This is a genomic window from Bradyrhizobium huanghuaihaiense (assembly GCF_025200885.1).
GTDB classification, from domain to species: domain Bacteria; phylum Pseudomonadota; class Alphaproteobacteria; order Rhizobiales; family Xanthobacteraceae; genus Bradyrhizobium; species Bradyrhizobium huanghuaihaiense.
This window is the reverse complement of record NZ_CP104172.1, coordinates 6507650-6530132: the sequence shown is the minus strand read 5'-3', so window position 1 is coordinate 6530132 and position 22483 is coordinate 6507650. Positions and strand designations below refer to the sequence as shown.

Below are 22483 nucleotides of genomic sequence, written 5' to 3'. Positions count from 1 at the left end.
GACGGATGCTACTTCGCATCCTCCAGGATCATGGTCGCGCCCTTCTCCGCAATCATCGCCGTCGGCGTGTTGGTGTTGCCCGAGGTGATGGTCGGCATGATCGAGGCATCGACGATGCGCAAATTGCCAAGGCCGTAGAAGCGCAGGCGTTCGTCGACCACGGCCATCGGGTCGTTCGCCGTGCCCATCTTGGCCGTGCCGACGGGGTGGAAGATGGTGGTGCCGATATCGCCGGCGGCCTTCGCGAGCGAGGCGTCGTCGTCGCCGACGGAGGGGCCGGGCAGATATTCGCTCGGGCGATATTTTGCCAGCGCCTTCTGCTGCATCAGGCGCCGCGTGGTGCGGATGGCGTCGGCGGCGACCTGGCGGTCGTCCTCGGTCGACAGGTAGTTTGGCGCGATGATCGGCTTCTCATCAGGCGTTGTCGCGCGCAGCCGCACGGTGCCGCGGGAGGTCGGCTGCAGATTGCAGGCGCTGACCGTGATGGCGGGGAAGCGGTGCAGGGGATCGCCGAACTTGTCGAGCGACAGCGGCTGCACATGGAACTGAATGTTGGCACGGGCGCGCGTCGCATCGGAGCGCGTGAAGATGCCGAGCTGCGACGGCGCCATGGTCAGAGGACCGCGGCGGCGGAAAGCATAGTCGAGCCCCATCAGGCCGCGGCGGAACAGATTGTAATAGGTCTCATTCAGCGTGCGTACGCCCTCCACCTTGTAGATCGCGCGCTGCTGCAGATGGTCCTGCAGATTGCGGCCGACGCCGGGCTTGTCCATGACGATGTCGATGCCGAGCGGCGAGAGCCAGTCGGCCGGCCCGATGCCGGAGCGATGCAGCACCTGCACCGAGCCGATGGAGCCTGCCGAGAGCACCACCTCGCGTTTCGCGCGCGCCTCGATGATCTCGCCGTTCTGGATGAAGCGCACGCCGACGGCGCGGCCCTGCTCTATGATGAGGCGGTCGACCAGCACGTGCTTCTCGAGCCGCAAATTGGGGCGGTTCAGCGCGGGCTTGAGGAAGCCGCGCGCCGAGGACCAGCGCCGTCCGCGCTTCTGGTTGACGTGGAAATAGCTGGTGCCTTCGTTGTCGCCGGTGTTGAAGTCCGGGATGCGCTTGATGCCCATTTCTTCCGCGGCGTCCCCGACGGCATCGAGAACGGCCCAGGACAGCCGCGGTGCCTCGATGCGCCAGCCGCCGCCGGCGCCGTGATGTTCGCTGGCGCCGAGGAAGTGGTCTTCGAGGCGCTTGAACAGTGGGAGAACGTCGTCATAGCCCCAGCCGGTCATGCCGAGCTGACGCCAGTGATCGTAGTCGGCGGCCTGGCCGCGCATCGAGATCATGGCGTTGATCGCCGAGCAGCCGCCGATCACCTTGCCGCGGGGATAGGCCAGCGCGCGGCCGTTCAGGCCCGGTTCGGCCTCGGTCTTGAACATCCAGTCGGAGCGCGGATTGCCGATCGCGAAGAGGTAGCCGACGGGGATGTGGAACCAGATCCAGTTGTCGTCGCCGCCGGCTTCGAGGATGAGCACCCGGTTGCGGGAATCTGCCGAGAGCCGGTTGGCGATGACGCAGCCGGCCGTGCCGGCGCCGACGACAATGTAGTCAAATTCACCTTCGAGCCGTCTCGGCATTCTGCTTCCACCCGTCGCTTAACGTTCCGTCCTAATAGGCAGACCTGCCGGACCGGGACAAGCCCGGCCATGTCTGTTCGTCAGGGCCAGACCCCGATCGCAGGGAGTTGGGTGGACTGACGCTTGCATGGTAGACAGTCCTGTATTCCCAACAAAGCTTGAGACCCTCCATGCCCATCGTGAACCGTGTCGCCGACCTTCAACCCGATATTCAGGCCTGGCGCCGGGACATCCACCAGCACCCCGAGCTGCTGTATGACGTCCACCGCACCGCAGCATTCGTGGCGGACCGGCTGCGCGAGTTCGGCTGCGACGAGGTCGTGACCGGCCTTGGCCAGACCGGCGTGGTCGGCGTGATCAAGGGCAGCAAGCCGGCCGGCGAGGGGCTCAAGGTGATCGGCCTGCGCGCCGACATGGACGCGCTGCCGGTCGAGGAGCAGACCAACCTGCCTTACGCCTCCAAGACCCCGGGCAAGATGCACGCCTGCGGCCATGACGGCCACACCGCGATGCTGCTTGGTGCCGCCCGCTATCTCGCCGAGACCCGCAACTTCGCCGGCGATGCGATCGTGATCTTCCAGCCCGCCGAGGAGGGCGGCGCCGGCGGCGCGGCCATGGTCAAGGACGGCCTGATGGAACGCTTCGGCATCGAGCAGGTCTACGGCATGCACAACGGTCCGGGCATCCCGATCGGCTCGTTCGCGATCCGGCAGGGGCCGATCATGGCGGCGACCGACGAGGTCGACATCATGATCGAGGGTCTCGGCGGCCATGCCGCGCGCCCGCACAAATGCATCGATTCCGTGCTGGTCGGCGCGCAGGTGATCACGGCGCTGCAGTCGATCGTGGCGCGCAGCGTCGATCCGCTGGAATCGGCGGTGATCTCGATCTGCGAATTCCACGCCGGCAACGCCCGCAACGTCATTCCGCAGACCGCGACGCTGCGGGGCACCATCCGGACGCTGTCGCCGGAGGTGCGCAAGCTGGTCGAGAAGCGCGTGCACGAGGTGGTGGCGGGCGTGGCGCAGATCACCGGCGCCAAGATCGACCTGCACTACAAGCGCAATTATCCCGTCGTGAACAACCACGCCGCCGAGACCGAGGTGGCGCGGGGTATTGCCAAGCAGGTCGCAGGCGATGCCAACGTGCACGAGATGCCGCCGCTGATGGGCGGCGAGGATTTCGCCTACATGCTGGAAGCGCGCCCCGGCGCCTTCATCTTCTGTGGCAACGGCGACAGCGCCGGCCTGCATCACCCCGCCTACAATTTCAACGACGAGGCGATCGTGTTCGGCACGTCCTACTGGGTGAAGCTGGTCGAGGAACAGCTGGCGGCGTCGTAAGGTCTCTTGTTCACCTCGCCCCGCTTGCGGGGAGAGGTCGATCGCGTAAGCGATCGGGTGAGGGGGACTCTCCGCGAGCCCGTCTCTCACTGTGATCGCGGAAGCAGCCCCTCACCCCAACCCTCTCCCCGTAAGAACGGGGAGAGGGAGAGGAACTCAGAAGATCCGTGAGAAGATCACGTAGAGCGTGGCCGACAGCATGATCGCGCAGGGCAGCGTCAGCACCCAGGCCATCAGCAGGTTGCGGATCGTCGACCATTGCAGGCCCGAACCGTTCGCGGCCATGGTCCCCGCGACGCCCGACGACAGCACATGCGTGGTCGAGACCGGCAGGCCGAACACGTCGGCGGCGCCGATCGTGGCGGCGGCCACGAGCTCGGCCGAGGCGCCCTGCGCGTAGGTGAGATGGGACTTGCCGATCTTCTCACCGACGGTGATGACGATGCGCTTCCAGCCGATCATGGTGCCGAGGCCGAGCGCGATGGCGACCGCGATCTTCACCCAGTTCGGGATGAACTTCGTGGCAGAGTCGAGCGAGCCCTTGTAGGCGTTGAGGGTCGCGATCTCCTCCTTGTTGAGATCGTTCTCCTTGTCCTTCATCAGGAAGCGGATCGCTTCCGACGTCATGTACATGTCGTTGCGGGTGTTGCCGACGGCTTCCGCCGGGACCTTGTTCAGCGAACCGTACTTGGCAACCTGGTCGCCGACGTCCTTCACCAGCACGGCGAGCGAGGGATAGGTGCCCTCGTTGATGTGGCGCAGCGTGATGTACTGCGTCACCGCCGGACGGGGATCGCCGATGATGCTGTGGCCGGCGCCTTTCGCCGAGATCACCTTCGAGGCGGCTTCCGAGGTCTTCTGGAACTGGGCGACCTGGGATTCCGGCAGCGCGCGGTTGAGCGCGTAGGCGGTCGGCACGGTGCCGATCAGGATCAGCATGATCAGGCCCATGCCCTTCTGGCCGTCATTCGAGCCGTGCGCGAAGCTGACGCCGGTGCAGGTGGCGATCAGCAGCCCGCGGATCCAGAGCGGCGGGGCCTTGTTGCCCTCGGGCGCAGAGTACAGGGCCGGGTTGCGTACGATGAACTTGAGCAGCAGCAGCAGCACGGCGGCGCAGATGAAGCCGAACAGCGGCGACAGCAGCAGCGCGTAGCCGATCTCGGTGGCTTTGGTCCAATCCACGCCCGAGGTGCCGTCGCGGCCGCGCATGACGGCGTTGGCGATGCCGACGCCGATGATCGAGCCGATCAGCGTGTGCGAGGAGGAGGCGGGCAGGCCGAAGAACCAGGTGCCGAGATTCCACAGGATCGCCGCGATCAGCAGCGCGAACACCATGGCGAAGCCGGCGCTGGAGCCGACCTGGAGGATCAGCTCGACCGGCAGCAGCGAGACGATGCCGAAGGCGACGGCGCCGGAGGACAGGAGCACGCCGAGGAAGTTGAAGAAGCCCGACCACATCACGGCGACTTCGGCTGGCAGTGAGTGGGTGTAGATCACGGTCGCCACCGCGTTGGCGGTGTCGTGGAAGCCGTTGACGAATTCGAAGCCGAGCGCGATCAGCAGCGCGACGAACAACAGGATGTAGGGCAGGAAGGTCGTCACGCGCGTGCCGGTCGCGTTGACGTCGATATAGATGCTGTAGGCGACGAACAGCAGGCCCGCGGCGAGGATGCCGAAGAACAGGATCATCGTCAGCGGATTGAAGCCCTTGTCGAGATTTGGCCGCGAGGCCGGCTGGATCGGCGCGGGATCGGCTACCGCGCGGTCGAATGCTACATCGGTCATGTCAGGACGCCCCTTAACTTTCAGGTAAGGGTATTGTCCGCGATGGATTTGAAGGCTGGATGACAAGCGGTGGTTGAAAAGCGTTTTCCCGCCAGTATTTAGGCGGCGCGCGCGGATTTCCTCTGCAGGCTGGCGGCGATCTTCAGGTCTTCGACAAAGCGCTGATATTCCAGCATCTTGGCCTCCGGATCGGGCAGCCGCAGCAGATAGGACGGGTGCACCGTCACCAGCGCCTTGCGGCCGTCGGGAAGGTCGATCAGCCGGCCGCGGTTCTTGCCGATAGGCGTGATCTTGCCGAACACACTCTGCGCGGCGGTCGCGCCCATCGCGACGATGAGGTCGGGCTGGAGTGCCGAAACTTCCCGCTCATACCATTGCCGGCACGCCCGGATCTCCGGCGTATTCGGCTTCTGGTGCAGGCGGATCTTGCCGCGCGGCACGAATTTGAAGTGCTTCACGGCGTTGGTGACATAGACCTTCTTGCGGTCGACGCCGGCCTCCTCCAGCGCGCGGTCGAGCATCTGGCCGGCCGGGCCGACGAAGGGGTGGCCGGCGAGGTCTTCCTTGTCGCCGGGCTGCTCGCCGACCAGCATGATATTGGCGTTCTTCGGACCCTCGCCGAACACGGTCTGCGTCGCGTCCTTGTAGAGATGGCAGGCGCGGCAATGAGCGGCTTCCTCGCGGAGCGCTTCGAGATCGTCGGCAGCAATTTTGCGTGTCATCGGAGCCTCCGGCCGCTTCTGAGGCTTGTGCGGATCGGTTGCGGCATGGGCGATCATGGCGCCGGTCATGCGCTCGGCATCCTCGATCAAGGGCTTAATGATCGAAGCCTCGGGCAGGTTCCTCCAGTATTTCTTCGGCATCTCGGTCTGCATCGCCTTCACCTTGAGCCGGGCCGGATTGAAGATGCTGGCATAATAGCGCCGCCAGGTTTCCTCCAGCCGGTCTTCGCCGGGCGCTTCGCTCTTGCTGACACCTGATGTGAACGAGAGCGCATGGCCGTCCCAATGCGCGCACAGATCGGGGGTGAGGATCGACCAGGGCATGTCGGCAAAGCGCTTGGCGAAGAACGGGGCTGCGAGCTCGACGATGTGGTGCTCCGGCTCGAACCAGGCGACGTAATGCGCTGCGCGTTCCCTTCCGATTTCGCGGAAGCGCACGAAGGCGTGCATCTTGTGCTCGTCGCGATGGACGGCTCTTGCCATCGCCGTCACCTGCGCGACGTCAGGATCGGTCGCGACCTCGATGAGATCGTGGTTGTCCTTCAGTCGGAACAGCAGGCGATAGAGGATGGCAAAGCGTTGGAGATCGCGATGCAGGATCGCGGCCTTCGCCAGCTCGACGAATTTTGCCGAGACGTTGAAGGTGCCGTCGTTCACCTCGAGGATCGGAGACGGCGCGGGCGGTGCAAACAACTCCGCTTCGCCGCCTTTCACGGTCCAGGTGACATCGCTGGGCTGCACGTGGTGAAGCACGAGGCTACGCGCGGCTTGGCGCCAGCCGTCGAAATCGGTTTCGGTATCGAGGGTAATGTACTGCATCAGAAGCCAAATCCCAGTTGCGTTGCCTTCGGCTTGAATCGTTCGATCAGCCCGGCAGCGTCGAGCCGATGTGGTGAGGGACGGTGATCGCTGAGGACGATGAACGGCAGCGCCTTGTTGCGGGGCACGTGCAGCCGCGCGAGATCGGCGAGGCGGATCGTGGTGGTACGCCGCGTTGCGATGATGCGTTCGACCGCCTTGGTGCCGAAGCCCGGCACGCGCAGCAGCTCCTCGCGGCTGGCGCGGTTGACGTCCAGCGGGAAGCGGTCGCGATGGCGCAGCGCCCAGGCGAGCTTCGGATCGATGTCCAGCGGCAGCATGGCGCTGTCGTCGACAATCTCGCCGACATCAAAGCCGTAGAACCGCATCAGCCAGTCGGCCTGGTAGAGCCGGTGCTCGCGCAGCAGCGGTGGCTGTACCAGAGGCAAAGCGCGGCTCGCATCGGGGATCGGGCTGAAGGCGGAGTAGTAGACGCGCCTCAACTTGTATGAGCCGTAGAGATTGGCGCTGGTGTGGAGAATGGTGTGATCGGAGGCGCTATCGGCGCCGACGATCATCTGCGTGCTCTGGCCGGCCGGCGCGAAGCGCTGCGGCTTTGCCTTCGTCTTCGCGCTACGATCTTCCTCGGCCTCGTCGAGCTTCAGCCGCAGCCGGCCCATGGTGCGGCGGATCGCGCGGACGTCCTTCTCGGGCGCGAATTGCTTAAGGCTCGTTTCCTCAGGCATCTCGATGTTGATGGAGAGACGATCGGCATATTTGCCGGCTTCCGCGATCAGGGCGTCGTCGGCCTCGGGAATGGTCTTGAGGTGGATATAGCCGCGGAAGTGATGCTCCTCGCGCAGCTTTCGCGCGACGCTGACCACCTGCTCCATGGTGTAGTCGGGGCTGCGGATGATGCCGGAGGAGAGGAACAGGCCCTCGATGTAATTGCGCCGGTAGAAGTCGAGCGTCAGCTTGACCACCTCCTCGATGGTGAAGCGGGCGCGCGGCACGTTGGAGGAGGCGCGGTTGACGCAATAGAGGCAATCGTAATTGCAGGCGTTGGTCAGCAGTACCTTGAGCAAGGAGATGCAGCGTCCATCGGGCGCATAGGAATGGCAGATGCCCATGCCGGGCGCGGTCGAGCCCATGCCCTTGCCGTCGCTGGAATCCCGCGTCTCGGTGCCGCTGGAGGCGCAAGACGCGTCGTATTTGGCGGCATCCGCCAGAATCTCCAGCTTGCGTTGTACGTCCATCCTGGAATCCCTTTGATTTAGCTCATGAATCCCTGGCCCGCCAATTCGATTGACTCTTCGGCCGCCGTTAGCTTTATATTAGAACATATCATGAACAAATGAGCCAGTCGTTGGTTCTCTTTTGGAGAGCCATTGGCAATCACCCCTGAAGGAGCGGCGAGCATGAGCGGCGCACGGACAAGCGCGCTTGCGACCTTGCGCGGCCAGATCGAGCGCATCGAGACGGCGGAGGTCGTGCATCAGCAAGACCGCGTCGCCCTCGGCCACGGCGAAGTCGATCGCGTGCTGAAGGGCGGGCTCGCGCGCGCGGCGGTCCACGAGGTGTTTTGCGAAGGGCGCCAGGGCGCGGCCGCGACCGGCTTCGTCATGGGGCTTGCGGGGCGTGTCTCAGCGCGCCGGCCGCTGCTGTGGGTGCGGCAGGATTTTTCGGAAGTCGAGGCCGGCGCGCTGTCGATGAGCGGGCTCGCCGAGCTCGGCCTCGATCCGCGCCGCGTGGTGATGGTGCGCGCCGCCGATGTCGAGAGTGCGCTGCGCACCTCGGCCGATGCGCTCGCCTGCGATGCGCTCGGCGTCGTCGTGCTCGAGCTCTGGGGCGATATCAGGCAGTTCGATCTCGTGGCGAGCCGCAAGCTGACGCTGGCTGCGCAAGGCTCCGGCGTCACCGGTCTGATGCTGCGCATGGCCGCCCAGCCGCTGCCTTCGACCGCGGAGACGCGATGGATGCTGCGCGCGGCGCATTCGCCGCCGGGCTCAGCTTCAATGCCTGCGGCGCCTTGGAGCGCCTGGGGCGCGCCGCGCTTCGATGCCGAGCTCTTGCGCAATCGTCATGGCCCGTGCGGCCGGTGGATCATGGAATGGAATTGTGATGAGTGCCAGTTCAGTGAACCCTCGACGTATTCTCAGCCTGTGGCTGCCGCGCCTGCCCATCGACCGGATCCAGCGGTTCTTCAACAGCGCCGGGCTGGGTAAGGCCAATCATGAGCCGAGCATTGTCGTCATCAAGAACAACAATGCGCTGGTGATCCATGCGGTCGACGAAACCGCCGAGCGTCTCGGCCTGTACATCGGCCAGCCGCTCGCCAATGCGCGGGCGATGTGCCCGGACCTGAAAGTGTTCGACGCCGATGTCGTGGCCGATGCCAAGACGCTCAGTGACATCGCCGACTGGTGCGACCGCTTCACGCCGCTGGTGGCGCTCGATCCGCCGCATGGGCTGTTTCTCGACATCACCGGTTGCGCGCATCTGTTCGGCGGCGAAGCGGCACTGTTGCAGACACTGGTTCGTGCCCTCGCACGTCAGGGCTTTGCCGTCAGCGCGGCGATCGCCGGCACTTCGATTTGCGCGCGCACGCTGACACGGCAGGCATCCGGCACCATCGTGGCCGATGGCGGGGAGGGGGCGGCGATCGACCGGTTTCCGGTGTCCGCGCTCGGTGCGGGCGAGGCCATCACCACCGGCCTGCGTCGTGCCGGCCTGAAGACCATCGGCGATGTCGCCTCGCGCAGCCCCTCCGAGATCACGGCACGGTTCGGTGCGCGGTTTTCGACTTTGCTCGCGCATGCGCTGGGGCAGGGCGATGCGCCGATCAATCCGCGCAAGCCGCTGCCCGATTACATCGTCGAGAAGCGCTTTGCCGAGCCGATCGCGACCGACACCATGATTGCGATTACGCTGTCGCGGCTTGCGGACACGCTGATCGCGTCCATGGAGAAGCAGGGCAAGGGCGCGCGGCGGCTGGAAGCCGCCTTCTTCCGCACCGACGGCGCGGTGCGCGCGATCATGGTCGAGACCGGGCGTCCGGTGACGCGCAGCGCGGTGATCGACCGCCTGTTCCGCGAGCGTCTCGATGCGCTCGCCGATCCCTTGGATCCCGGGTTCGGCTTCGACATGGTGCGCCTGTCGGCGAGCCGCACCGAGATCGTGGTGCAGGAACAGCGCGACCTCGACGCCCATGTCCACGACAATGACGAGCTCGCCGCTTTGATCGATCGCATCGCCGCGCGCATCGGGGGAAAACGCGTCGTCGTGCACCTGCCTGAGGATACCCATATCCCCGAAAGCGCGGTGCTGGCCGCGCCTGCACAGCATCATCTCGCCGCCGCCATGCAGGCCGAATGGCCTGTTCGCACCGAGAGCGAGCCGCCGCTGCGTCCCTTGCGGCTGTTCGACAAGCCGGAGCCGATCAAGGTGCCGTTCGCGACCGTACCCGACGGCCCGCCGCATCAGTTCACCTGGCGCCGTGCGCTGCATGCGGTGGTGCGGGTGGAAGGACCCGAGCGCATCGCCATGGAATGGTGGCGGCAGGACGGCAAGCAGCTGACGCGGGATTATTTCCGCATCGAGGATGCCGAGGGCCTGCGCTTCTGGATCTTTCGCGACGGTCTCTACGAGGGAGAGGTGTTCGACGGTGACGGCAAGCCCGCGTCTCCCGGCTGGTATGTGCACGGTCTCTTCGCATGATTACGTCCGCCTATGCCGAGATCGGCATCACCACGAATTTCTCCTTCCTGTGCGGCGGCTCGGATCCGCGCGCCTATGTGCATCAGGCGAGCGCTTTGGGAATTCCGGTGATCGGCATTGCCGATCACAACACGCTCGCCGGCGTGGTGCGGGCCTACAAGGAGCTCGACAATGACAAGGTGCTGCACAAGCCAAAACTGCTGATCGGCGTGCGCATCGTTTTCATCGACGGCACACCCGACATTCTGGTCTATCCGCGCGATCGCGCGGCCTATGGCCGGCTCTGCCAGCTCCTCACCCGGGGCAAGCGCGGCGACGACATCACGCGGATCGAGAAGGGCGAGTGTCATCTCACCTTTGCCGATCTCCTGGAGTTTTCGCAAGGCCAGCTCCTGGTGTTGACGCTACCCCATCGTTTCGAGCCGGCGCAGGCGCTGGATGTCCTCGCCAAGCTCAAAGCCAGCCGCGCCGAGGGCGTATGGCTGGCGGCGAGCCTGCTCTATCGCGGCGACGACCGGCGGCGCCTGGCGCGGCTCGACGATCTCGCCGCCAAGGCAAAGGTGCCGCTGCTCGCGACCAACGAGGTGCTCTATCACGACCCCGGCCGCCGTCCGCTGCAGGACGTGCTGACCTGCATCCGGGAGAAGACCACGATCGAGGCGGTCGGGCGGAAGCTCGAGGCCAATGCCGAGCGCTTCCTGAAGGAACCCCGCGAGATGGTGCGGCTGTTCCGCGATTTCCCCGACGCCATCGCGGAGACCATGCGGTTTGCGGACAGGATCGACTTCTCGCTCGATCAGCTCAAATACCAGTATCCGGACGAGCCGGTGCCGCCGGGCAAGACCGCGCAGGGGCATCTGGAGGACCTGACCTGGGCGGGCGTGCAAAAGTATTTCGGCGGCGAGATCGACGACAAGCTGCGCGCCACTCTGAAGAAAGAGCTCGCGCTGATCGCCGAGCTGAAATACGCGCACTATTTCCTCACCGTGCACGACATCGTCCACTATGCGCGCAGCCAGAACATCCTGTGCCAGGGCCGCGGCTCGGCGGCGAATTCGGCCGTCTGCTACGTGCTCGGCATCACCTCGGTCGACCCGACCAAGGTCGACCTGCTGTTCGAGCGCTTCATCTCCAAGGAGCGGCTGGAGCCGCCCGACATCGACGTCGATTTCGAGCATTCGCGGCGCGAGGAGGTGATGCAATATGTCTATCGTCGCTATGGCCGCCACCGCGCCGCGATCATCGCCACCGTCATCCATTACCGCCCGCGCAGTGCCATCCGTGATGTCGGCAAGGCGCTGGGTCTGACCGAGGACGTCACCGCTGCGCTCGCCGATACCGTCTGGGGCAGCTGGGGCAAGGGCCTCAACGACATGCAGGTCAGGCAGGCCGGGCTCGATCCGCAAAACCCGATGATCAACCTCGCGGTCGAGCTTGCGACCGAGCTGATCGAATTCCCGCGCCATCTCTCCCAGCATGTCGGCGGCTATGTGCTGACCCAGGACCGGCTCGACACCTATGTGCCGATCGGCAACGCCGCGATGGACGACCGCACCTTCATCGAATGGGACAAGGACGACGTCGATGCGCTCAGCATGATGAAGGTCGACGTGCTCGCGCTGGGCATGCTGACCTGCATCAGGAAATGTTTTGACCTGATCGATCTGCACAAGGGCAAGCGTTGGGTTCTGGCGAGTGTCCCGCAGGATGACCCCAGGGTTTACGACATGCTGTGCGCCGGGGAGTCGCTGGGCGTGTTCCAGGTCGAGAGCCGCGCGCAGATGAACATGCTGCCCCGGTTGAAGCCGCGGACCTTCTACGATCTCGTCATTGAAGTTGCGATCGTGCGGCCGGGTCCGATCCAGGGCGACATGGTGCATCCTTATTTGCGGCGGCGAAATGGGCTCGAGAAGGTGAGCTATCCGTCTCCGTCGCCGGACCAAGGCGACAAGGACGAGCTTTACAATGTGCTGCACAAAACCTTGGGCGTTCCGCTGTTCCAGGAGCAGGCGATGCGGATCGCGATCGAGGCCGCACATTTTACGTCCGAGGAAGCCAACGGCCTGCGCCGCTCGATGGCGACCTTCCGCAATGTCGGCACCATCGGTCAATACGAGGAGAAGCTGATCGGCAACATGGTGGCGCGCGGCTACGATCCCAACTTTGCCAGAAGCTGCTTTGACCAGATCAAGGGTTTTGGCTCCTACGGCTTTCCGGAGAGCCATGCCGCGAGCTTCGCGCAACTGGTCTACATCTCGTCGTGGCTGAAGCATTACCATCCCGACGCCTTCTGCTGCGGCCTCCTGAATTCGCAGCCGATGGGCTTTTACGCCCCGGCGCAGATCGTCGGCGATGCCCGCAAGAACGGTATCGAGATCCGCGACATCGACGTGTCCTTTAGCTTTGCGCAGAACACGCTGGAAAATGCAGAAGACAAGTATTGCGCCGTGCGCCTGGGCTTCCGCCAGATCGACGGCTTCCATTGGCTGGATGAAGATGAAGAGAGGCTAAAACGTTCTCAGTCGTCATTCCGGGGCGCGCCGTTCGGCGCGAGCCCGGAATCCATTGGGCCGCATACGCCTGGAGGAATGGATTCCGGGCTCGACGCTGCCGCGTCGCCCCGGAATGACAGGAGAGAAGACTGGGCCGACCGCATCGTCGCGGCCCGCAACCGCCGCCCCTTCACCTCGCTGGAAGATTTCGCCCGCGACACCGGCCTGCCCAAGCGCGCGCTGATCCTGCTGGCCGATGCCGATGCGTTCCGCTCGCTCGGGCTCGACCGCCGCGAGGCGTTGTGGCAGGTGCGGCGGCTGCCCGACGACGTGCCGCTGCCGCTGTTCGAGGCGGCGACCGCGCGCGAGCAGCCGGACGAAGGCGCAAAGCCGCTGCCGGCGATGCCGCGTTCCGAGCAGGTGGTCGCGGACTACCAGACCATCCGGCTGTCGCTGAAGGGCCATCCGATGGAATTCTTGCGCGAGATGTTTACGCGCGAGCGCGTCGTCGCCTGCAAGGATGTCAGCCACGAGAACGAGCGGCGCCGCGTCCGCTGCGCCGGCGTGGTCCTGGTGCGGCAGCGGCCGGGCAGCGCCAGCGGTGTCGTGTTCATGACGCTGGAGGACGAAACCGGCATCGCCAATGTCGTGGTCTGGCCAAAGATCATGGAGCAGTACCGCAAGGAGGTGATGGGCGCGCGGCTCATCCTGGTCGAGGGCTATATCCAGAGCAGCCCCGAAAAGGTGACGCATCTCATCGCCCAGCGCATGATCGACCGCTCGTACGATCTGGTCGGCCTCGCCAACGATGCCCTAAGCGGCAAACATCCGGTGCCGGCAGGCGCCACCGTCGTCGAGCCGCTCAACGAAGACCCCCGCGCCCTCGCGGACATGCCCGCACAAAAAATCCGCCACCCCCGCAACGTCCGCATCCTGCCGCCGTCGCGAGATTTTCATTGAGTGTTGTAAGGCGGGCTGCCCACTACGCCGTCATTGCGAGCGCAGCGAAGCAATCCAGACTGTTACCGCGGAAAGATTCTGGATTGCTTCGCTACGCTCGCAATGACGAGTGTGTCGCAGCGGTGCGCGCCACACTTTCAGTCGTCAAGCCCGGCCATGACGGCAGAGGGAGCCTGAGCGATCGTACTAAAAATTCACCCGGTTCGAAATTGCGCCGTCCACGACGAGGTTCGACCCCGTCGTGAACCCCGACACCGGGCTCGCCAGAAACACCGCCGCGCTGGCGATCTCCTGCGGCGTCGCCATCCGGCCGGTCGGGTTGCGCTTCATCGCGTCCTGGTAACGCTCGGGCATGTTCTTCTCGACCATCTCCCAGACGCCGCCCTTGAAATAGACGGTGCCGGGCGACACGACATTCACGCGGATCTTCTTCTTCGCATGTTGCCGCGCCAGTCCCTTGGCCATGTGGATCAGCGCGGCCTTGATCGGGCCGTAGGAGCTCGCCGTGTCCGCCTGCGCCGCGGAGATCGACGAGATGATCACGAAGGCCGCATCGCCGCTGCTCGCGCCACTTGTCTCGAGAAACGGCCGCGCGGCGTCGAAGGCGTGCACGGCACCGAGCACGTCGAGCCGGAAATTCTGCTCCCAGGACGCGGGATCGCCGCCCTGCGCCATTGCGCCGGCATTGGAGAACAGCATGTCGATGCCGCCGAGCTCTTTTGCGGCACCCTCGATCCAGCTTTTCAGCGCCGCGCCGTCGGTCACATCCACCGGGCTGCCGGTGGCTCGGATTCCGCTCGCCTTCAGCTCCGCGACCGTTGTCGCAACCTGATCCGCGTTGCGCGCGCACACCGCGACATTGCTGCCTTCACCGGCCAGCGTCGCCGCAATCGCCCGCCCAATGCCGCGCGTGCCGCCGAGGACGATGGCGTTCTTGCCTTTGAGACCGAGATCCATTGTTGGTTTTCCTTGTTGTTGGTGCAATGAGTGTAACTGTTTCAGAAGACCCGCAGAAGCCTCCACATCGTCATTGCGAGCGCAGCGAAGCAATCCAGAAATGCATCTGCGGAAACCAGTCTGGATTGGTTCGTCGCAAGGGCTCCTCGCAATGACGTGGAGAGAGGCGGGCCCCCCCTCATTCCGGCGACGCCCCAACTGGCGGGCCGCCGGGCGGCCGGTGCAGGAAGGTCAGCGAGGCGTAGGCGCCGGCCCATGAGCCGATTGCAGCGAAAGCGACATAGAACGGGTTCTCAGTGTAGCTGATCACGGCGTAGGAGGAGAGCATGTACCAGACGGCGCTCCAGTTCGCTGCTGACATGCGCTTGCGCGCGATCACGGCCGAGGTGAACATGACATAGACCGCGTCTGTGGCCGCCGTTGCGATGAACACGGCACCTGCGGTGAGAGGGTCGATGGCGGCCATTGCATTTCCTTATGTGCTAATAGGATGCTGAAGGCTAAAGGGAGAGAAGGGTCATGCAAAGCCCCGCCGATATTCTTAGGGATATCTGGACCTCTGCCGGTGGTGACGCGGCTGCGCTCGACCGCGTGCACCTGACCGGGGACGAGCCGCAAATCCCGTCCTCATTTCGTGTCGCCGTTGCCGGACAAGCCACGATCGCTGCCGCCGGCCTCGCAGCGGTCGAAATCTGGCGCTTGCGCAGCGGCGAGGCGCAAAATGTCACCGTCGACATGCGCCACGCCGTCGCCGAATGCCGTTCCGAGCGCTATCTGCGCCTCGACGACAAGCCACCGCCGCCGGCCTGGGACGCGATCGCCGGTGTCTACCGGACCGGCGATGGCCGCTTCGTCCGCTGCCACACCAATTTCCCGCATCACCGCGAGGCCGTCTGCAAGGTGCTTGCTTGCGAGCCTGAGCGCGAGAAGGTGCAGGCCGTGCTGATGCAGTGGAAGGGCGAGGATTTCGAGACTGCGGCTTACGCCGCGGGCGGCGTTGTCGCGCTGATGCGCTCTCACGACGAATGGTCGGCGCTGCCGCAGGCGCGTGCGCTCGCGGAGTTGCCGCTGATCTCGATCGAGAAGATCGGCGAGGCCCCGCCAAGGCCGTGGCCGAAAGGCGATCGTCCACTCGCGGGCCTGCGCGTGCTCGATCTCTCCCGCGTCATCGCTGGCCCCGTTGCCGGCCGCACGCTCGCCGCGCACGGTGCGGATGTGCTGCTGGTGTCCGGGCCCGAGCTGCCGGCCATTCCCTGGCTCACCATCGACACCGGCCGCGGCAAGCTCACCACCTTCATCGAGCTCAAGAGCGCGGCGGGCAGGGCGCAATTGCGCGAACTGCTGAAGGACGCCGACATCTTCTCGCAGGGCTATCGCCCGCGCTCGCTCGCCGCCCTCGGCTTTGCGCCCGAAGAGGTCGCCACGATCAGTCCCGGCATCGTCTACGTCACGCTGTCAGCCTATGGCCATGCCGGCCCCTGGGCCGAGCGGCGCGGTTTCGACTCGCTGGTGCAGACCACGACCGGGTTCAACCAGGCCGAGGGAGAGGCCGCCGGCATCCACGGTCCCAAGGAATTGCCGGCGCAGATGCTCGACCACGCCACCGGCTATCTGATGGCGTTCGGCGCGATGATGGCCAAGACACGCCAAGCGCGCGAAGGCGGCAGCTGGCACGTCCGCGTGTCGCTGGCGCAGACCGGCCGCTGGCTGTGGAATCTCGGCCGGCTCGACGGCGGACTGAACACCCCGGATCTTACGGGTGAGGCTGTACATACGGCGTTCATCGAGCCCATGCCATCTGGCTTCGGCACATTGAAGGCGGTGCAGCATTCGGCACTGCTGTCCAAGACGCCGGCGCAATGGAGCCGTCCGGCGATGCCGCTCGGCAGTCATTCGGCACAGTGGCCGGCCCGAAACTGACGTGGGGCTGACGCGTCGCAAAATTTTAACGCAAACGGAAAGGCGCGAAGCGTTTTTTAGGTTGTTTGAACTCTCAATTCGGCACTATTAGCGCGACCGATGAGGCTATCGTTTGCCGACATCGTCGCAGACAAGACCGGGCCCTATGGTAGTTGAAAATACCAAGCGATTGCAGGTGCTTACAAAACAGCGGGTGATCACATCCGTAGTTTTACTAGCTCTTGCCGGCGGTGGGGCCTACGGCTTTCTCCGCGCGGGCGCCAAGGAGAAGAGCCACTCCGAGATTTCCAGCCAGTCGCGCAGGAATGCGCAGAATTTCACGCCGACGCCGTCCGAGTGGGCGACGCTGACGATCGAGCCGGTCAAGGCCAAGACCTTCCGGGCCGAATATGTCACCGAGGGCAAGGTCGCGGTCGATGAGGATCGCTCGACGCCGGTGTTCTCGCCTTATGCGGGTAGGGTCACCAAGCTGCTCGCCAAGCCCGGCGAGACCCTGACACAAGGTCAACCGCTGTTCACAATCGAGGCCGCCGACACCGTGCAGGCCCAGAACGATTTCATCGCCGCGATGACCGCGCAGAACAAGGCGAAGTCTGCGATCGATCTCGCCGACATCCAGTTCAAGCGCGCCAAGGATCTCTATGAGGGCCACGCCATCCCGCTGAAGGACTATCAGCAGGCGGAAGCGACCCAGGTCCAGGCGCAAAACGACATGCGCTCCTCGGTGACGGCGCTGGAGGCCGCACGCAACAAGCTGCGCATCCTCGGCTTCACCGACGACACCATCAAGGCGTTCCAGGACAAGGGCACCATCAATCGGGAGATCACGATCTACTCGCCGATCTCCGGCACGGTCGTGCAGCGCAAGATCGGCCCGGGCCAGTACGTCAATTCCGGCGCCAGCGATCCGGTGTTCGTGATCGGCGATCTCTCGACGGTCTGGCTCACCGCTTTCGTGCGCGAGAGCGATGCGGCCGCGGTGTGCATCGGCCAGGACATCACCGTCAACGTGATGGCGCTGCCGGGCCGCCCGCTCACCGCGAAGATCAACTACGTGGCCGCGGCGATCGATCCGACCACCCGCCGCCTCTTGGTCCGCGCCACCATCGACAACAAGGATGGCCTGCTCAAGCCGGAGATGTTCGCCAACGTCACGATCTATTCGGCCGGCGACCGTGCCGCGCCGGCGGTGCCCAAGCAGGCTCTGATCTACGAGGCCGACAAGGTCCGTCTCTGGGTCGCGCGCGAGGACAAGTCGGTCGAGCTGCGCGAGATCAAGATCGGCCTCATCAACGGCAATCTCGTCGAGGTCACCAGCAACCTGAAGCCCGGCGAGCAGATCGTCGTCAAGGGCAGCCTGTTCATCGACCGCGCGGCGTCCGGCAGCTGATCGACGACCCAAGAAACAAGACAAGCTGAAGACCTGAATGGATCGCCTCGTCGCCCTTGCCGTCAACCGGCGCTACCTGATGGTCGGCATGTTCGTCGCTGTGCTGATCGGCGGCCTGATCGCGTTCAACCAGCTCAATATCGAGGCCTATCCCGACCCGACCCCGCCGATGGTCGACATCGTGACGCAGAGCCCGGGTCTGTCGGCCGAGGAAATCGAGCGTTACATCACGATCCCGATCGAGACCCAGGTCGCGGGCCTGAAGAACATCACCACCATCCGCACCATCTCGCTCTATGGTCTCTCCGACGTCAAAATTCAGTTCTCCTTCGCCTATACCTATGACGAGGCGTTGCAGCAGGTCCTGAACCGCCTGGCGCAGCTCGCGCCGCTGCCGGGCAATGTGCAGCCGCAGATCTCGCCGCTCAGCCCGATCGGCGAAATCTTCCGCTACCGCCTGGTCGGCCCGCCGAACTACAGCGTGCTCGATCTCAAGACCATCCAGGACTGGATTCTGCAGCGCCGCTTCCGCGCCGTGCCCGGCGTCATCGACGTCACCGGATGGGGCGGCAAGAGCAAGACCTACGAGCTCCAAGTCGATTTCAACAAGCTCGTCGCCAACGGCCTGACGCTGCCGCAGCTGCTCCAGGCGGTCGGCAATTCCAACGTCAATGTCGGCGGCAACACCGTCAATATCGGCCAGCAGTCGGCCGTGGTGCGCGGCGTCGGCCTGATCCGCTCGATCGACGATCTCGCCAACACCATGGTCTCGCAGACCAACGGCAACCCCGTGCTGGTCAAGGACGTCGCCACCGTCACCGTGGGGCAACGGCCCCGTCTCGGCATCGCCGGCCTCGATGATTCCGACGACATCGTGCAGGGCATCGTCCTGATGCGCCGCGGCGAGCAGAGCTCGCCGACCATCAAGCGCGTCCACCAGCTGGTTCAGACCATCAACAACTCCAGCATCCTGCCGCCCGGTGTGCGCATCGAGCGCATCTACGATCGCGGCGACCTGATCGAGCTCACCACCCACACCGTGCTGCACAACATGGTGGTCGGCATCCTGCTGATCGTGCTGTTGCAATGGATCTTCCTCGGTGACCTCCGCAGCGCGCTGATCGTCGGCGCCACCATTCCGTTCGCGCTGTTCTTCGCCGTGATCATCCTGGTGCTGCGCGGGGAATCGGCGAACCTGTTGTCGGTCGGCGCGATCGATTTCGGCCTGATCGTCGATGCCACCGTCATCATGGTGGAGGCGATCTTCCGCCGCCTGACGCAGACGACGCCGGTGTCGGAACACGAGCATATGTCGAACGAGACGCTGTTCGGCATGAAGAGCCACGCCATCCTCAGCGCGGCCGCCGACGTCTCGCGCTCGATCTTCTTTGCCGCCGCGATCATCATCGCGGCCTTCCTGCCGCTGTTCACGCTCTCCGGCGTCGAGGGCAACATCTTCGGGCCGATGGCGCGGACCTATGCCTACGCGCTGGCCGGCGGCCTGCTTGCCACCTTCACCGTCACGCCTGCGCTGTCCGCCATCATCCTGCCCGCGCATGTCGAGGAGACCGAGACCAAGGTCATGCTGATCCTGCACCGGATTTACATGCCGGTGCTGAACTGGGCCGTGGCCAACCGCAGCATCGTGCTTGGCGGCGCGATCGGCCTCGTGGTGATGACGGTGGCGCTGGGCCGCCTGCTCGGCCTCGAATTCCTGCCGAAGCTGGAAGAGGGCAATCTCTGGATCCGCGCCACGCTGCCGCCGACCATCTCGCTCCAGGAAGGCAACAGCTACGTCAACGAGATGCGCAAGGTGATCCGGGCCCGGCCCGAGGTGGAATCCGTGGTGTCGCAGCACGGCCGCCCCGACGACGGCACCGACGCCGCCGGCTTCTTCAACGCCGAGTTCTTCGCGCCGCTCAAGCCCGTCAGCCAATGGCCGGGCACGCGCGACAAGGAAGAGCTGACCGCGGAACTGCTCAAGCAGCTCGACGACCGCTTCCCCGGCGTCGAGTTCAACTTCTCGCAATATCTGCAGGACAACGTCTCCGAAGCCGTCTCCGGCGTGAAGGGCGAGAACTCGATCAAGCTGTTCGGCAGCGATCTGCAGGCGCTCACCGACACCGCCAACAAGATCAAGCAGGTGCTGTCGACCGTGCAGGGCGTCACCGACCTTGCGGTGTTCACCTCGCTTGGCCAGCCGACCGTCCAGATCGACATCGACCGCGCCAAGGCCGCGCGCTACGGGCTCGCGCCCGGCGACATCAACGCCACCATCAAGGTCGCGATCGGCGGTGACACCGCGGGCGATCTGTACGAGCCTGGAAGCGACCGCCACTTCCCGATCATCGTTCGCCTTGCGCCGGAATTCCGCAGGAGTGCCGAGGCGATCCAGAATTTGCGCATCGGCGCGCCCGGGCCGAACGGCACCGTCACGCAGATCCCGCTCAGCGAGGTCGCCACCATCAGCCTTGTCTCGGGCGCGGCTTATATCTATCGCGAGCAGCAGGAACGCTATTTGCCGATCAAGTTCTCGGTGCGCGAGCGCGACCTCGGCAGCGCGATCCGCGAGGCGCAGCAGAAGATCGCCGACCAGGTGCAGTTGCCCCCGGGCTCGCACATGGAATGGGTCGGCGAGTTCGGCAATCTCCAGGACGCGATCCGGCGGCTGTCGATCGTGGTGCCGATCTCGCTGGCGCTGATCGGCGTCCTGCTCTGGTTCAATTTCGGCTCGATGACCGACACGCTGCTCGCGATGAGCGTGATCCCCATGGCGATCTTCGGTGGCGTGCTGGGGCTGCTGATTACCGGCACTGCGTTCAGCGTGTCCGCGGCGATCGGCTTCATCGCGCTGTTCGGCATCGCGGTCATGGACGGCATCATCATCCTGTCGCAGTTCAACCAGCTGATCGAAGAGGGCATGGACCGCATGAGCGCGGTGATCCGCACCGGTGAGCTGCAGCTCCGCCCCGTGCTGATGACCTGCGTGGTCGCGGGCGTCGGCCTGCTGCCGGCGGCGCTGTCCGAAGGCATCGGCTCCCAGGTGCAGAAGCCGCTCGCGGTCGTCGTCGTCACCGGCATGATGCTGGCGCCGGTCGTGATCCTGGTGACGCTGCCGGTGCTGATCTCCTTCTTCTCCCGCCGCGCGCGCTGACGTCAGAAACCGTAGAGTCGCGCCGGATTGTCGACCAGGATCTTCTTGCGCACATCCGCATCCGGCGCCCACACCGGAAGCTGATTGAGCAGGCGGGCGTCGTCGATCTGGTAGAGCGGGGCGATGTCGGTGGCTTTGCGTCCCTCGACACGGCTCGAATCCGGATGCGGCCAGTCGGTGCCCCAGACGATGCGGTCCGGGTTGGCCGCGATCAGCGCCCGCGCGAACGGCACGATGTCCTGATAATCCGGCGCGAGCTTCGACGAGCGATAGGCGCCGGAGATCTTCGCATAGGCCTTGCCGGACTTCACCAGCGCAGCGAGATCGGAGAAACCCGGCTGCTCCAGGCCGAGCGAAGCTTCCAGCCCGCCGAAATGGTCGAACACGACAGGTACCGGCGCGCTCTCGACGAGGTCCTTGATCGCCGAGATCATGGGAAGCGTGGTGTAGAGCTGCACGTGCCAGCCGCGCGCCTTCATGCGCTCGACGGCGGTGGTGAAGCGTGACCTGCCGACATTGGGGTCGTTGACGCCGCCGGTTGCGAGATTGAGGCGCATGCCGCGGAAACCGTCCGCCTGCATCGCATCGAGCTGCGCCTCGGTCGTCTTGTCGTCGATCACGGCGACGCCGCGCGCATTGGCGCCGCGCGCCTTCATGCCGAACAAGGTCGCCGAATTGTCGGTGCCGTAGACACTGGGGGTGACGATCACCACGCGTTCCATATGCAGCGCCTTGTGCAGTGCAGCCATTTCTTCAGGGCTTGCCGGTTCCGGCGTGTAGACGCGCCCGGCAAAGAACGGAAACTTCTCGACATCGCCATGAATGTGAGTGTGGCAGTCGCAGGCATGCGCGGGGACGTCGAAATTCACCGGCGTCGCAGGCTGCGCCGCGCGGGCGTGGGCTCTGTTGGTCATGGCTACTCCGGCGGCAAGGGAGGCAAGCAGGACGCTGCGTCGGTTGAGCACGGTTCTCTCCCTGGTTGTTTTATTTGGCAGTGTGCCGGGACGGTATCACATCAGCCGGACAGAAGCTGCGCTTCGTTGCATAGCTGCTCGACAAGGTCCGCAAGCAGACGTGAGCCGTCGACGCGCACGACCGGGCAGGGCAGGCCCGCGAGCCAGGCCTCATCTCTTGCGAGACTGCGGCCCTCGCGATCGCCGGCTTCGTAGCGCGAGGCCCATTCGACGAACGACTCCGTCTCCTCATGACGCCAGCCGCCCTGTGCGACGGCATCAGCTCCGAAATGCGCAGCCTCGCGGCCACGGAGGCGCTGCAAGCGAAGCTCGCGCGGCGTCGTCACAAAGACGACGAGATCGAAGAACGGGATGAGCTCGTTGCCCCAGCCGGTGACGGTACCGCTCAGCACCCAATCGAGACGCGGCAGAAACATCTCGCGCATCAGGCGCAGACGATCGGCGGCGGAGCGCGTCGTCTGGTAGGGCGGCACGGTCGGCAGCCAGAAATAATCGTCGCTGTCGTGATGCGGCAGTGCAAGCCGGCCCGCCAGCGCCCGGCCGAGCGTCGTCACGCCGGAGCCCGAAGCTCCCATCAGATGGATGCGGCGGCTTTTCATATTCCCATCTCGAGGACTCGAACCGGTTTGGTGGGCGGTGACGG

Annotated in this window: 15 protein-coding genes; 7 read left to right on the top strand and 8 right to left on the bottom strand. The window is 65.0% G+C overall.

Annotation, left to right across the window (positions count from 1 at the left end; all coding sequences use genetic code 11):
* Nucleotides 1-8 precede the first annotated feature (8 nt).
* Nucleotides 9-1628, bottom strand: coding sequence for a GMC family oxidoreductase (locus tag N2603_RS30895; RefSeq protein ID WP_260385098.1), 1620 nt, complete (start codon nt 1626-1628; stop codon nt 9-11).
* Nucleotides 1629-1798: 170 nt separating this feature from the next.
* Here N2603_RS30895 and N2603_RS30890 point away from each other — a divergent pair, with 170 nt between their 5' ends.
* Entirely contained in the window at nt 1799-2971 is a 1173-nt protein-coding gene (locus N2603_RS30890; protein WP_018647997.1) for a M20 aminoacylase family protein, read from the top strand.
* A gap of 156 nt (nt 2972-3127) precedes the next feature.
* Here N2603_RS30890 and N2603_RS30885 read toward each other — a convergent pair whose 3' ends face one another.
* The 3 genes from N2603_RS30885 to N2603_RS30875 all read right to left on the bottom strand — a co-directional run bounded on the left by N2603_RS30885 (nt 3128) and on the right by N2603_RS30875 (nt 7532).
* The gene (locus N2603_RS30885; RefSeq protein ID WP_260385097.1) at nt 3128-4756 is read right to left on the bottom strand and encodes an inorganic phosphate transporter; all 1629 of its coding nucleotides are present in this window, start codon (nt 4754-4756) and stop codon (nt 3128-3130) included.
* Nucleotides 4757-4854: 98 nt separating this feature from the next.
* Nucleotides 4855-6297, bottom strand: a complete 1443-nt coding sequence (locus N2603_RS30880; protein WP_260385096.1) for a UdgX family uracil-DNA binding protein — start codon at nt 6295-6297, stop codon at nt 4855-4857.
* Nucleotides 6297-7532, bottom strand: coding sequence for a putative DNA modification/repair radical SAM protein (locus N2603_RS30875; protein ID WP_260385095.1), 1236 nt, complete (start codon nt 7530-7532; stop codon nt 6297-6299). The genes N2603_RS30880 and N2603_RS30875 overlap by 1 nt, the downstream gene beginning before the upstream one ends.
* Nucleotides 7533-7694: 162 nt before the next feature.
* Here N2603_RS30875 and N2603_RS30870 point away from each other — a divergent pair, with 162 nt between their 5' ends.
* From N2603_RS30870 to N2603_RS30860, 3 genes are read left to right on the top strand one after another with little or no spacing between them, the layout of a single operon-like run.
* The gene (locus N2603_RS30870) at nt 7695-8501 is read left to right on the top strand and encodes an ImuA family protein (protein ID WP_260385094.1); all 807 of its coding nucleotides are present in this window, start codon (nt 7695-7697) and stop codon (nt 8499-8501) included.
* Nucleotides 8398-9993, top strand: a complete 1596-nt coding sequence (locus N2603_RS30865; RefSeq protein ID WP_260385093.1) for a Y-family DNA polymerase — start codon at nt 8398-8400, stop codon at nt 9991-9993. The genes N2603_RS30870 and N2603_RS30865 overlap by 104 nt, the downstream gene beginning before the upstream one ends.
* Nucleotides 9990-13445 (top strand): error-prone DNA polymerase, encoded by a 3456-nt coding sequence (locus tag N2603_RS30860; protein ID WP_260385092.1) that lies wholly within the window; start codon nt 9990-9992, stop codon nt 13443-13445. Before N2603_RS30865 ends, N2603_RS30860 begins: the two co-directional genes overlap by 4 nt.
* Nucleotides 13446-13631: 186 nt before the next feature.
* Here N2603_RS30860 and N2603_RS30855 read toward each other — a convergent pair whose 3' ends face one another.
* On the bottom strand, nt 13632-14402 hold the full coding sequence (locus N2603_RS30855) for an SDR family NAD(P)-dependent oxidoreductase (protein ID WP_260385091.1): 771 nt from the start codon (nt 14400-14402) through the stop codon (nt 13632-13634).
* A gap of 178 nt (nt 14403-14580) precedes the next feature.
* Nucleotides 14581-14868, bottom strand: coding sequence for a hypothetical protein (locus N2603_RS30850; RefSeq protein WP_018647989.1), 288 nt, complete (start codon nt 14866-14868; stop codon nt 14581-14583).
* Between the two features lie 53 nt (nt 14869-14921).
* Here N2603_RS30850 and N2603_RS30845 point away from each other — a divergent pair, with 53 nt between their 5' ends.
* From N2603_RS30845 to N2603_RS30835, 3 genes are all read left to right on the top strand, one after another.
* Nucleotides 14922-16322, top strand: coding sequence for a CoA transferase (locus N2603_RS30845; protein WP_260385090.1), 1401 nt, complete (start codon nt 14922-14924; stop codon nt 16320-16322).
* 145 nt (nt 16323-16467) lie between these two features.
* Complete coding sequence (locus N2603_RS30840) at nt 16468-17712, top strand: efflux RND transporter periplasmic adaptor subunit (RefSeq protein WP_260385089.1); 1245 nt, start codon at nt 16468-16470, stop codon at nt 17710-17712.
* 37 nt (nt 17713-17749) lie between these two features.
* The gene (locus N2603_RS30835; RefSeq protein WP_260385088.1) at nt 17750-20866 is read left to right on the top strand and encodes an efflux RND transporter permease subunit; all 3117 of its coding nucleotides are present in this window, start codon (nt 17750-17752) and stop codon (nt 20864-20866) included.
* A gap of 2 nt (nt 20867-20868) precedes the next feature.
* On the opposite strand, the gene N2603_RS30830 is transcribed toward N2603_RS30835, so the two are convergent.
* Together N2603_RS30830 and N2603_RS30825 are read right to left on the bottom strand one after the other, a co-directional pair.
* A complete protein-coding gene (locus N2603_RS30830) occupies nt 20869-21831 on the bottom strand; it encodes an amidohydrolase family protein (protein WP_018647985.1) in 963 nt (320 codons plus the stop codon).
* A 50-nt stretch (nt 21832-21881) separates the two neighbouring features.
* The gene (locus N2603_RS30825) at nt 21882-22439 is read right to left on the bottom strand and encodes a P-loop NTPase family protein (protein ID WP_260385087.1); all 558 of its coding nucleotides are present in this window, start codon (nt 22437-22439) and stop codon (nt 21882-21884) included.
* Nucleotides 22440-22483 lie beyond the last annotated feature (44 nt).

Excerpts from the sequence above, each read along its gene's own strand:
- N2603_RS30880 (WP_260385096.1), bottom strand. The coding sequence starts at position 6,297 with ATGCAGTACATTACCCTCGATACCGAAACCGATTTCGACGGCTGGCGC.
- N2603_RS30865 (WP_260385093.1), top strand. The coding sequence starts at position 8,398 with ATGAGTGCCAGTTCAGTGAACCCTCGACGTATTCTCAGCCTGTGGCTG.
- N2603_RS30895 (WP_260385098.1), bottom strand. The coding sequence starts at position 1,628 with ATGCCGAGACGGCTCGAAGGTGAATTTGACTACATTGTCGTCGGCGCC.
- N2603_RS30825 (WP_260385087.1), bottom strand. The coding sequence starts at position 22,439 with ATGAAAAGCCGCCGCATCCATCTGATGGGAGCTTCGGGCTCCGGCGTG.
- N2603_RS30875 (WP_260385095.1), bottom strand. The coding sequence starts at position 7,532 with ATGGACGTACAACGCAAGCTGGAGATTCTGGCGGATGCCGCCAAATAC.
- N2603_RS30850 (WP_018647989.1), bottom strand. The coding sequence starts at position 14,868 with ATGGCCGCCATCGACCCTCTCACCGCAGGTGCCGTGTTCATCGCAACG.
- N2603_RS30890 (WP_018647997.1), top strand. The coding sequence starts at position 1,799 with ATGCCCATCGTGAACCGTGTCGCCGACCTTCAACCCGATATTCAGGCC.
- N2603_RS30855 (WP_260385091.1), bottom strand. The coding sequence starts at position 14,402 with ATGGATCTCGGTCTCAAAGGCAAGAACGCCATCGTCCTCGGCGGCACG.
- N2603_RS30845 (WP_260385090.1), top strand. The coding sequence starts at position 14,922 with ATGCAAAGCCCCGCCGATATTCTTAGGGATATCTGGACCTCTGCCGGT.
- N2603_RS30860 (WP_260385092.1), top strand. The coding sequence starts at position 9,990 with ATGATTACGTCCGCCTATGCCGAGATCGGCATCACCACGAATTTCTCC.
- N2603_RS30835 (WP_260385088.1), top strand. The coding sequence starts at position 17,750 with ATGGATCGCCTCGTCGCCCTTGCCGTCAACCGGCGCTACCTGATGGTC.
- N2603_RS30840 (WP_260385089.1), top strand. The coding sequence starts at position 16,468 with ATGGTAGTTGAAAATACCAAGCGATTGCAGGTGCTTACAAAACAGCGG.
- N2603_RS30885 (WP_260385097.1), bottom strand. The coding sequence starts at position 4,756 with ATGACCGATGTAGCATTCGACCGCGCGGTAGCCGATCCCGCGCCGATC.
- N2603_RS30870 (WP_260385094.1), top strand. The coding sequence starts at position 7,695 with ATGAGCGGCGCACGGACAAGCGCGCTTGCGACCTTGCGCGGCCAGATC.